Origin of the sequence: Polymorphospora sp. NPDC051019 (assembly GCF_040683055.1) — a bacterium.
Lineage (GTDB): Bacteria > Actinomycetota > Actinomycetes > Mycobacteriales > Micromonosporaceae > Polymorphospora > Polymorphospora lycopeni.
On sequence record NZ_JBFBCH010000017.1, the window covers coordinates 137,197 to 148,399 of the forward strand.

10 protein-coding genes and 1 pseudogene are annotated in these 11,203 nt (G+C 72.3%); 8 read left to right on the forward strand and 3 right to left on the reverse strand.

Annotated elements, in window-relative coordinates; all coding sequences use genetic code 11:
• The first annotated feature begins 89 nt into the window (after window positions 1-89).
• Window positions 90-812 (forward strand): DUF899 family protein, encoded by a 723-nt coding sequence (locus tag AB0M79_RS26340; protein ID WP_364218341.1) that lies wholly within the window; start codon window positions 90-92, stop codon window positions 810-812.
• A gap of 123 nt (window positions 813-935) precedes the next feature.
• Entirely contained in the window at window positions 936-1,904 is a 969-nt protein-coding gene (locus tag AB0M79_RS26345; protein ID WP_357533078.1) for an ATP-binding cassette domain-containing protein, read from the forward strand.
• A 43-nt stretch (window positions 1,905-1,947) separates the two neighbouring features.
• On the opposite strand, the gene AB0M79_RS26350 is transcribed toward AB0M79_RS26345, so the two are convergent.
• The 3 genes and pseudogenes from AB0M79_RS26350 to AB0M79_RS26360 form a co-directional block, all read right to left on the reverse strand.
• A complete protein-coding gene (locus AB0M79_RS26350; protein WP_364218433.1) occupies window positions 1,948-3,159 on the reverse strand; it encodes a tetratricopeptide repeat protein in 1,212 nt (403 codons plus the stop codon).
• A gap of 15 nt (window positions 3,160-3,174) precedes the next feature.
• A pseudogene (locus AB0M79_RS26355) lies at window positions 3,175-3,390 on the reverse strand (helix-turn-helix domain-containing protein); the annotation flags it as partial.
• Between the two features lie 218 nt (window positions 3,391-3,608).
• A complete protein-coding gene (locus AB0M79_RS26360) occupies window positions 3,609-4,292 on the reverse strand; it encodes a hypothetical protein (RefSeq protein WP_364218344.1) in 684 nt (227 codons plus the stop codon).
• 322 nt (window positions 4,293-4,614) lie between these two features.
• On the opposite strand from AB0M79_RS26360, the gene AB0M79_RS26365 reads away from it, so the two are divergent.
• The 6 genes from AB0M79_RS26365 (at window position 4,615) to AB0M79_RS26390 (ending at window position 11,196) form a co-directional block, all read left to right on the forward strand.
• Entirely contained in the window at window positions 4,615-5,451 is an 837-nt protein-coding gene (locus tag AB0M79_RS26365; protein WP_357533074.1) for a crotonobetainyl-CoA--carnitine CoA-transferase, read from the forward strand.
• Window positions 5,448-6,725 carry a cysteine desulfurase gene (locus tag AB0M79_RS26370; RefSeq protein ID WP_364218347.1) on the forward strand — a complete coding sequence of 426 codons (1,278 nt, stop codon included), beginning with the start codon at window positions 5,448-5,450 and terminating at the stop codon, window positions 6,723-6,725. Before AB0M79_RS26365 ends, AB0M79_RS26370 begins: the two co-directional genes overlap by 4 nt.
• A 25-nt stretch (window positions 6,726-6,750) precedes the next feature.
• Complete coding sequence (locus AB0M79_RS26375) at window positions 6,751-7,617, forward strand: class I SAM-dependent methyltransferase (protein ID WP_364218349.1); 867 nt, start codon at window positions 6,751-6,753, stop codon at window positions 7,615-7,617.
• Window positions 7,614-8,753, forward strand: coding sequence for an aminotransferase class I/II-fold pyridoxal phosphate-dependent enzyme (locus tag AB0M79_RS26380; RefSeq protein ID WP_364218351.1), 1,140 nt, complete (start codon window positions 7,614-7,616; stop codon window positions 8,751-8,753). Before AB0M79_RS26375 ends, AB0M79_RS26380 begins: the two co-directional genes overlap by 4 nt.
• A gap of 35 nt (window positions 8,754-8,788) precedes the next feature.
• Window positions 8,789-10,105: an aminotransferase class V-fold PLP-dependent enzyme gene (locus tag AB0M79_RS26385; protein ID WP_364218353.1), complete on the forward strand. Its 1,317-nt coding sequence runs from the start codon at window positions 8,789-8,791 to the stop codon at window positions 10,103-10,105.
• Between the two features lie 212 nt (window positions 10,106-10,317).
• Entirely contained in the window at window positions 10,318-11,196 is an 879-nt protein-coding gene (locus AB0M79_RS26390; RefSeq protein ID WP_364218355.1) for a DUF1702 family protein, read from the forward strand.
• The last annotated feature ends 7 nt before the right edge of the window (window positions 11,197-11,203 follow it).

The following is an 11,203-nucleotide window of genomic DNA, read 5'->3' on the forward strand; positions in this document are numbered from 1 at the left end:
TGCGTTACCCGCCGGTTCGTCCGCTATACGATGGTTGCGCCGGCCGGTCGCCGGTGACCGGCCATGCCGACGGCTGAGGGGGAGACACCGTGACCGAGACCATCGGGCAGCTCAACCGCGCAGTGTCCGGGGACTACCGTACGGCGCGGGCGGCGCTGCTCACCGCGGAGCGCGAGCTGCGCGACGCGACCGAGCGGGTGGCGGCCCTGCGCCGGGCACTGCCGCCCGGTCCGGTGGTCGCCGCCGACACCCCGCTCACCGCCCTCGACGGCACCGTGACCTCGCTGGGTGAACTGTTCGACGGGCACCCGACGCTGTTCACCTACAACCTGATGTTCGACCAGGACTGGCCCGAGCCGTGCCCGATGTGTGCGATGTGGATCGACGGGCTCGACCCGCTGGCGCCGCACCTGCGCGAGAACACCGGCGTCGCCGTGCTCGCCCCGGCCGCCCCGGACCGGCTCGCCGCCCTGGCCCACGCCCGGGGCTGGCACCGGGTGCCGGTCTACTCGACCCGCCCCGGCGACCTGAGCGACCAGCTCGGCCTGCGCCTGCCCGGCGGCGACATGGTGCCGGCGGCCACCGTCTACCGCCGCGACGGCGCCGACCTGCGGGTGCACTGGCACGGGACGGCCGACCTGACCGACCCCGCCGACCCGGAGGCGACGCCCTACCACGCCGGCGACGGCGGCGACTCCCGCGGCCTCGACCCGATCTGCGCGACCTGGCCGGTGCTCGACCTGCTGCCGCAGGGGCGCGGCGACTGGTACGCCAGCCACCCCGAGCCGACCGGCGGCGGATGCCACGCCTGAGCGAACCTTCGGCCGGCTGACAGGTCTGTCGGTCCCCGGCCACCGCTGCGGCACAGTGGAGTGACGGGCACCCCGGCCGGCGGTGTACGACCCTGGCGGCCCGCTGCGGGATGGGTGATCTGGTTGATCTCCGACTGTGCGATCGAGGTCGAGGGGCTGCACAAGCGATTCCGGCGTACGCACGCGTTGCGCGGGCTGGATCTGCGGGTGGCGGCCGGAACGGTCTGCGCGCTCCTCGGCCGCAACGGCGCCGGCAAGACCACCGCCGTACGGGTGATGACCACGCTGACCAGGCCGGACGCCGGCCAGGTCCGGGTGGCCGGCTACGACGTGGTGCGCGAGGCCGAGACCGTACGTCGCAACATCGGCCTCGCCGGGCAGTACGCGGCGGTGGACGACGACCTGACCGGCCGGGAGAACCTGTGGGTCTTCGGGCGGCTGCACCACCTCGACGACCGGACCGCGAAGGCGCGGGCCGCCGAGCTGCTCGCGCGCTTCGACCTCGCCGGCGAGGCCGACCGGCCGGTGAAGGGTTACTCGGGCGGCATGCGCCGCCGCCTCGACCTGATGGCCAGCCTGATCACCGCGCCGCCGGTGCTCTTCCTCGACGAGCCGACCACCGGGCTCGACCCCGGCAGCCGGCGGCAGATGTGGCGGCACATCGCCGACCTGGTCGCGGCCGGCACGTCGGTGCTGTTGACCACGCAGTACCTCGACGAGGCCGACAGTCTCGCCGACCAGATCGTGGTGGTCGACCAGGGCCGGGAGCTCGCCGCGGGCACCCCGGCGGAGCTGAAGTCGGCCATCGGCATCCGGGTCGACGTGGTGCTCCGGGAAACCGCCGAACTGGCCGCCGCCGCCGGCATCCTGGCCGGCTTCGCCAGCGCCGAGCCGGAGATCGACCATGATCAGCGTACGGTGCGGGTCGCCGTGCCGACCGGTGCGATCACCCTGCCGGTGGTCGTACGCCAGCTCGACGCCGCCGGGCTGGTGGTGGAGGACGTGGCGCTGCGTCAGCCGAGCCTGGACGCGGTCTTCTTCCGGTTGACGGAGCGGGCCGCCGGGGCCGGCGCGGACCGGGCGGGCGGCTGATCCGCCGACCGGCCGACCCACGCCGCCGCTGGCGCGCGGTACGTCAGCGGTCCGGCCGGCGGGGCCGACGGTCCTGGCGGGGGGTGCGGGTCGCCCGGCCCGGGGGAGCGGGGCGGTCGTCGTCGGCGGGGCGGGCCGGCCGCAGTGCCGGGGTCATCTCGACACCGAGGCTCTGGATGGCGCGGCGGTAGGCGACGATCGCCGCATCGGTCTCGCCGACCTGGGTCATCGCCTCGCCCAGCTGGGACCAGAGCCGGGACGTCTGTGCCGAGTCGGCCAGCTCCTCGAGCTCGTCGCGGGCGGTCCGGCAGGTGGTCCGGGCGCCGTCGGTGTCGGCGAGGATGGACTGGGCGGCGGCCAGCAGCAGCAGCGTGTCGATCCGTTCCGGGGTCGACCGGCCCGCCGTGCTGTCCAGCAGCTCGCGGGCACCGCTGACCGCCTCGTCGGGGCGGTCGAGCAGGATCAGTGCCGAGAGCAGGTCGTTGCGGCACCGGATGATCTCCAGCACGCTGCCGGTCGACCCGAGGTCGACCAGGGCCTGGGTGAGGATCTCGTGGGCCAGCTCCGGGTCGACCGGGGGCTGGCGCAGCAAGAGGCCGCCGTAGAGGGCCCGGAGCATCCCGATGATCCGCTGGTGGTCGTGGCCGAGGCTGGCGTCGATGGCCCGGCCGAGAAGCTCCATGGCCCGCCCCGGGTGTCCGGCCTCGGCGGCCGTGGCGCTGGCCCGGTGGTAGACCGCCATCAGGTCGTGCCGGTCGGTGATCTCCGGAACGATCTCCAGCGCCTCGGCGATGGGCTTGCGGGCGAGCCCGGGCTCACCGAGTTCACACTGGACACTGGCGATGATCGCGCGGATCTCGACCCCGACGTCGGAACGGTCGAGGCCGATCTGCTCGATGTGGTTGGCGGTGGACCGGGCCACCGCGAGCGCCTGCTCCGCCCGGCCGAGCTGGGCCAGGCACCGGGACAGCCCGAGGCCGGCCGACAGCCGGTTGCTGTAGCCGGTGTCGGTCTCCGCGGCCAGGCAGGTCTCGTAGTGCCGGGCCGCCTCGGTGGAGCGGCCGGCCGCCTCCTCGACCTGGGCGAGCCCGAGGGTCGCCTCGCCGAACACCGCCGGGACGGTCGGGTGGGCGTCGGCCAGCTCGGCGTACGCCGTCCGGGCCTGGTCCAGCTCTCCGGCGAGAAGTGACACCCTGGCCAGCTTGAGTTCGACGGTGGCGGTTCCCGGCGTGGGCTGGTCGGCTTGGGGTGGCATCCACAGATCCTCAGGGCGACAGGTCAGGCGCTCGGAGAGCTGGCGGACGACCCGCTCGGTGGGCGCGCGACGGTCGGACTCAAGAAAAGAGATATAGCTGGCGGATAGGTGTTCACCGGCGAGGTCGCGCTGACGTAGGCCGCGATCGAGGCGTAGCAGCCGCAGCCGGGTGCCGAATGACTGCGGCTGTGAGGACGCGTCGGGTGTCCGGGTCGAACCTGAATCCATCATGACTGCCAGCCTGTGAGATGCGTTAACAGCGGGTGGAGACGAGTAGTGGAGAGGACCGATGGTGCACCCATAGTAGTCGAACAATGGGTGGACAGAGGTGCCCCTTCAATACTCAATCACAGGCAAAGTCAACTTAGGATCACTGACTTGACAAGTTGATCACAGCAAGTCATCACTGCGGAACCGCATGGTAGCCGTTGGTCGCGGGCCGGGTGTGCTCAGTTGATCGGCCATCCGGCGGTGGGCGCGGCCTGACGGAACGCGAGCTGCGCGCTGAGTTCGGACCAGCGCGGCAGCGGCACCGGCGTGATCCGGCGGATCGAGTGACGGTGGTCGGCGCCCCGGTCCGGGCCGGTCACACCGGCCGCCGGCTGCCCGGCCAGCGCCGGGTCGAGGTCCGCCGTGGGGAGCAGTTGCTCGGCGGGACGCTCGTCGGTCGCGTCGGCCACGGCGCTCCACGGCTCGCCGGCCGCGCCGTCGAGCCGGGCGATGATCGTGTCCAGATCCACGATGCGACCGCTGCGCTGGAATCGGGTATAGAAGGCCAGACCCAGCCTGGCGGCCACCGTCTGGCGCGGGGCGCTGCCCACCGAGGTCTGCGACCAGGCGTGTTCGAGTAGTTCGATCGCATTGTCGAGACGCTTGTCGTCACCGGTGTGGCGGGCGTATTCCAGCATCGCCGAACCGAGGTCGCTGGCATGCGACCAGCACAGGTCGCGATGCCGATCGGTGGCATTGGTCTGGTTTCCGCGGGCCTTGGTGACGAGAAGGTCCTGGCAGCGGCGCAGCCACGGCAGGGGCCCCGGTTCGCTGGCGGGAGGGCTGTCGGTGGGCGGTCCGTCGACGCTATCGAGCGAGGTGGATCGACATCGTGAGTGCTCGTCCGGCTGCTGGCCTTCCATGCCCGCCCCCCACCGTAATGCAAAACTCGATCTTGGCCCAGGTGGAACATGGTCAAGGTTAATCGATGTCTCCGGAGGTTCGCTATGCCAAAGTAAAGAGACAGTGTGCCCGTTATGTCGGCAGAACATATGCAATAGCGTTCTTTTCACTACCGGAGATGGCGGGGTTGTTAACCTGCCCGCCTTCTTCTGCCACCGGAACCCGACCCGCCACCGTCGCCGGGCGTACGGCCCCAGGCCGGCGACACATCCCACGCCGTACGTCTTTCGCCCCGCTAACGGATGTCTGGCCGGCTGATCAGGCGTCCCATAACTTACGGGCATGGCTGCTGGGTCCGTCTCCAGACGCCGCTTGCCCACGGCCGGCGGCGCCGCCGGCGTGCCCGCCGAGGTGGACCTGGCCGTCGTGGCGCAGACCTACGTGGACAGCCGTACGCCCCCCGGCGCCCCGGGCGGCCCCGCCCTCGCCCGGCTCGCCGACGTCGCCGTACGCCTCGACGCCGACTACTGCCGCGCGGTGGCCGAGTATTTCGACCGCGCCCCCATGCTCGGGCTCGATCCGCGGCTGACCGAACTCTACGAAGGACTGAAGGCCGAGAACCGGCGCCAGTTCCGGGCCATCGTCGACGCCGGCATCGAGGTCCGGCCGTGGTCGGCACCGGGCCAGCCGTACCACGGCTCCCGGGAACTGATCACCGGCGTCCGCGAGACCGGCGTGCTCTACGTCTACCTCACCAGCTCCGGGCACGGGCCGGCCGCGCCGACCGGGTTCCACCCGCTGCGCGAGCCGTCCGGTGTGGTGATCGACGGCGTCGAGCTCAGCCACAACGACGTCTTCCGCGCGGTCCACGACATCTTCGGTCACGTCATGTTCGGCAACAGCTTCGGGCCGGTCGGCGAGTTCAAGGCGACGTACTGCCATCTGCACATGTATCCGGCCGAACTGCACCCGGTGCTCTTCGTCGAGCACGTCGGGCAGCTCTGCTGGTTCTTCTACGGCCCGCACCTGCGCGACCCGCGGGGGCGGCTGCCCGCACCCACCGAACCCGGCTACCGGTCGCCGGCCAGCCGGCCGTACGCGCAACAGAAGGTGTTTCCGTTCCCCCAGGGCTACATCGACCAGTTTGTCAGCATGTTCCACTACCGGGAGCCAGCATGACCCAGATGCAAGATTCCAGGTTGGACGACCGGCGGCTCGCGGCGGTCAGGCAGGACTTCCCGCTGTTGCAGTCAGGGGGCGGGTCGCTCGCCTACCTGGACAACGCCGCCACGACCCAGAAGCCCACCGCCGTGCTCGACGCGATCGTCGACTACTACCGCCACGCCAACAGCAACGTCGGCCGTGGCTACCACCGGCTGGGCCTGGCCGCCACCGAACTGTTCGAGCAGGCCCGGGAGACCGTACGCGCCTGGATCGGCGCGGAGCACCCCGACGAGATCGTCTTCACCAGCGGCACCACCGCCGCCACCAACCTGGTGGCCGAGACGCTCGGCCGGCGGCTCGTCGGCGCGGGCGACCAGATCGTGGTGACCGCGATGGAGCACAACAGCAACCTGCTGCCGTGGCGGCGGCTGTGCGAGCAGGCCGGCGCCGAACTCGTCGTCGTGCCGGTGAACGCGGCCGGCGTGGTGGAGACGGCCGACTTCGCCGCGGCGCTGGGCCCGCGGGTGCGGATCGCGGCCTTCTCCCACGTGTCCAACGTGCTCGGCACCGTCAACCCGGTCCGGGAGATGATCGCCGCCGCCCACCGGCACGACGTGGTGACCGTCGTCGACGGGGCGCAGGCGGTCCCGCACCGCCCGGTCGACGTACGCGACCTCGACGCCGACTTCTACTGCTTCTCCGGCCACAAGGTCTACGGCCCGATGGGTATCGGCATCCTCTACGGCCGGCGCGAACTGTTCGCCACGATGGGGCCGTACCAGGTCGGCGGCGGCACGGTGAAGGGCGTCTCGTTCGAGGAGCCGGTCGCCTACCAGCCACTGCCCAGCCGGATGGAGGCCGGCACGCCGGACGTCGCCGGCGCGATCGGGCTCGCCGCCGCGCTGCGCTACGTCGACGGCATCGGCTGGGACGCGCTGCGCGCCCACGACGCCGACCTGGTGCGCGGCGCGGTCCGCGAACTGGGCCGGCTGGACCGGGTACGGATCATCGGCGACCCCGGGCTCGACCCGAGCGGCATCGTCTCCTTCGCGGTGGACGGGCTACACCCGTACGACGTCGGCGGCCACCTCGACCAGCACGAGATCGCGGTGCGCTGCGGCGTGCACTGCGCCAGCACCTTCCTGGACAGCCTGGGCCTGGTCGGCACGGTGCGGGTGTCGTTCGCCGCCTACAACACCTGGTCGGAGGTCGAGCGCGTGATCGAGGCGCTCGGCACCGTACGCCCCGGCTTCTGGACCACCGAGCAGCCCACCACCCGGTTCCTGTGAACCGCGACGAGAGGAGCTAGCGGCCATGGTTTCGGCACTGGAGACGGCGGCCGTACTGCGCCAGCAGCGGGCCAACTGGGACGCGGTCGCCGCCGGCTGGCGGACCTGGACGGTGCCGTTCGAGCGGGGCGCCGCCGTGGTGACCGACCGGCTGGTCGCGCTCGGCGGGGTGGCGTCCGGCCGGCGGGTGCTGGACCTGGGCACCGGGGCGGGCGAACCGGCGCGTACCGCCGCCGGACTCGTCGCACCGGACGGCCGGGTGGTCGGCGTCGACCCCTCGCCCGTGATGATCGAGGCGGCCCGGGAGCGGTGCGCCGGGCTCGGGGTGGACTTCGTGGTCGGCGACGTCGCCGCGCCGGAACTCGCCGACCAGCGGTTCGACACCGTACTGGCCCGTTGGTCGCTGATGTTCGCCGCCGACCGGGTCGACAACCTCGCCAAGGTGCGGCGACTGCTGGTGCCCGGTGGCGTACTGGCCGCCGCCGTGTGGGGACCACCGCCGGCCGTACCCATGATCAGTCTGGGTTTCGCGGTCGTCTCCGCCGAACTCGCGCTGGCGCCGCCACCACCGGGACCCGGCCCGTTCACGATGGCCGACCCGGAGCAGGTGGTGGCGGAGTTCACCGCCGCCGGGCTGCGCGACGTCACGGTGCACGAGCAGGTCGTGCCGTTCGTGCTCGACTCGGTCGACGACTTCGTCCGGTTCACCCGCGACGTGCTGCCGCCCCGGATGCGCCAGGTGATCCAGGAGCACCGCGGCTCGGTCGACGACCCGGCGGTGTGGGCGGCGGTCGGGCGGGCCGCGCGGCGGTTCGTGAACGGGGACGGCCGGGTCGAGCTGCCGTCGACGGCGTACTGCGTGCGGGCCGTCGCGCCGGGGGCGGGCGGATGAGGTTCGACACCCGGCTGGTGCACGTCGGCCAGACCCCCACGCCCGGAACCGGGGACGTGGTCCCGCCGCTGCACCTGGCGACGACGTACGAGCGGTCGGCGCAGGGCACGCCCCGCTACTTCTACGGGCGGGGCGAGAACCCGACCCGGGAGGCCCTGGAGGCGGCGCTCGCCTCGCTGGAGGACGTCGAGCACGCCAGTGTCTACTCCTCCGGCCAGGCGGCCACCGCGACCGTGCTCTCGCTGCTGCGGCCCGGCCAGCGCCTGGTCGCCTCCGACGACGTGTACGGCGGCACCTGGTCGCTCATGCAGACCCTGCGCCGGTACGGCATACACGTCGAGCACGCCGACCTGACCGATCCGACGGTCGTGGCGGCGCTGTCCGATCCCGACCGGTTTCCCGACCTGGCGATGGTGTGGGTCGAGTCGCCGACCAACCCGCTGCTGAAGATCGCCGACCTGGCCGACGTGTCGGCCCGGGCCCACCGGCGGGACGCGCTCGTCGTGGTCGACAACACCGTGTGCAGCCCGGCGGGGCAGCAGCCGCTGCGCTTCGGTGCCGACGTCAGCGTCTACAGCACCACCAAGTCCATCGCCGGCCACCTCGACGTGATCGGCGGCGCCCTGGTCTGCGCCGACCCGGCGCTGCACGCGGCCTTCGTCGAACACCGCACCACCGCCGGGAACGTGCCCGGCGGGCTGGACTGCTACCTGGTCCACCGCGGCCTGAAGACGCTCTCGCTGCGGGTCGAGCGGCAGGCCCGGACCGCGCGGGTGATCGCCGAGGCGCTCACCCGGGAGCCGCTCGTCGGCCGGGTGCACTACCCGGGGCTCTCCGACCATCCCGGTCACGACGTCGCCCGCCGGCAGATGGCCGGCCCCGGCTCGATGATCAGTTTCGAGTACCGCGCCGACCCGGAGAAGCTGATGACCCGTACCGGGCTGTTCGCCTGCGCGGTCAGCCTCGGCGGCGTGCGGTCGCTCATCGAGTGCCCGGCGCTGATGACCCACCGGCCGATTCCCCGCGAGGTCCGGTTGCGGTCCGGCGTGACCGACGACCTGATCCGCCTCTCCGTCGGCATCGAGGACCCGGCGGACCTGCTGGAGGACCTGCTCAGCGCGATCCGGGCCGGCTGACCGGCCGTCCCGGCGGGACGAAGGAGGACGTCGAGGTGACCACAGACACGGCCGGTACGGAGCACCGGGTGCCGGAGGGGACCGGCGGATCGCTGGACGACCCCACGGTCTGGCGCCGGATTCGCGAGCTGTTCCTGCTCGACCCGTCGACCGTCCACCTCGACACGGCCACCGTGGGCTCACCGCCCCGGGCGGCCCTGGACCGGCTGGGGGTCGCCGACCGGGAACTCGCCCGCGTCCCGCGCGACCCGTACGACGACAGCGCCCTGGTCGACGTGCGGACCGTCCTGGCCGGCGGCTACGGCTGCGCGCCGGACGAGATCTGTGTCGCCGGCAGCGCCATCGACGCCAACACGAGGGTCCTCAACGGACTGGAGTTGGCCGAGGGCGACGAGATAGTCAGCACCGACCACGAGTGCTTCACCATCCGTGCCCCGCTCAACGCGCTGGTCAACCGGCGTGGCGTGGTGGTCCGCCGGGCCGCGCTGCGGGTCGGGCCGGAGCAGCGGGCCGAGGACATCGTCGCCGCCTTCGCGGCCGCCATCGGGCCACGTACCCGGGTCCTCCAGTGGCCGGCGGTGAGCCTGACCACCGGGACCGTCTTCCCCAGCCGGCTGCTGGCCGAACTCGCCCACCGGCACGGCCTGGTGTCGGTGGTCGACGGTGCGCAACTGGCCGGGCAGCTCGAACTCGACCTGCACGCGCTCGGGGTGGACTTCCTGACCGGGTCGGGGGCGAAGTTCCAGTGCGGCCCGCAGGGCACCGCCTTCGTCTACGCCCGCAACCGGGTGCTGCCCCGGCACAACCCGCTTCCGCTGCCGGCCTTCTGGCCGGCGCCGTCGCTGGCGTACCCGGCACAGGGTGGCCTGCCGCCGCGCACCACCACAACCGAGCCCGCGTACGACCTGGCCGACCTGATGCAGCGCGCCGACACCGTCGACCTGTCGCGGGCGGCCGCCCTGCGGTTGTCGTGTCAGCTCTGGGACCGGATCGGGCGGGCCGAGATCGGCCGCTACGTCCGTGCGCTCGGCGACCGGCTGCTGTCCGGTGTCGCCGAGCACTTCGGTACGGCGGCGCTCTACAACTCGGTCGAGGACGCCCGGCTGCGCTGCGGGATGATCGCCTTCACACCGTTTCCCGAGGCCGCTGACGGGCCCGCGGAAATGGCGCGGTACGGCGAGTTCGCCGCCCGGCTGCGCGACGAATACCGGATCGCGACCTCGGTGACCGGGTTCGCGACGCCGAACAATTCAGGTATGCGATTCGCAATACGCGTTTCGCCGCACCTTTACAACACTTATGACGAAATTGATTCGGCGGTGGCTGCGATGGCGGCCCTGGCCAGCCGGTGAGCTGACCTGTAATGCCTGCTCACAGCCGAGTTGTGGAGCGGCGTGCGGACCGAGTTGACAGAAGCTGTCAATGAAACTTGACTGCTGCCAATATTCGATGATAATCAATTGGCAGTGGTTGGCTCACACTGGAGGACCACGTGTTGCAGAAAGCCAACAAGCCTGCGTCCAATGATCTCGGCGCGTTTCCCGTGCAGTCCTGGCCATTGCCGATGCGCATGGCCGACTTCGCGCACCGCGGCTTCCGGTGCACCCGCCCGGAATCCCGCGCGCTGCTCGAACGGCACGCCCGCAGCTTCCTCACCGGCTTCAACCTCGCCGCCCGCAACCGCGGTGATCTGCACGGCCCGCTCGCGGCGGTCACCGCCGAGGAACGCGGGTTCGCGTACGAGGGCGCCGCGATGTTCGCCTCCATGCTCGACGTCGTACCGGCCCGCCGGCAGGCCCTGAGCCGGCTGCTCGCCGGCCCCGGCGACGGCTACACCCACCTGATCCACGTCGGCGCCGGCTGGACCTTCGCGCCGATGCGGCTGCCGCTGCCCAGGCTGCCGGTGGCCCCGCTGCTGCGCTGGCTGGCGCTCGACGGCGCCGGCTTCGCCGAGACGTTCTTCGGCGGGCCGGCGGCGCTGACCCGGCGCTGCGCGCGCCACAGCGGCGAGCGCTGGGAGGCCGTCGTCGCCGGCTGCGGGCGGGCGCTGTGGTTCCTCGAGTCCGCCGACGTCGACGGCATCGCCGCCGCGATCGAACGGCAGCCGTTCGCCGCCCGCGCTCCGCTGTGGAGCGGCGTCGGGCTGGCCTGCGGCTACGCCGGCGGGGTCAGTGAAGAGGAGATGGACCGGCTGCCGGTCCACGCCGGCGTGCACGCCGCGCACCTGCGCCAGGGCGTCACCTTCGCCGCCGGCGCCCGGGTCCGCGCCGGCATCGTGCCCGCGCACACCACGCTGGCCTGCCAGCGCCTGGTCGGCGTCTCGGCGGAGACCGCCGCCGGCTGGACCGACACCGACGCCGAAGACCTGCTGACGTCGACGGAACTGCCCGCGTACATGGAGTGGCGGGCCAGGCTGCGCCGCCGCTGCGACGCGCGCTTCTGACATCCGG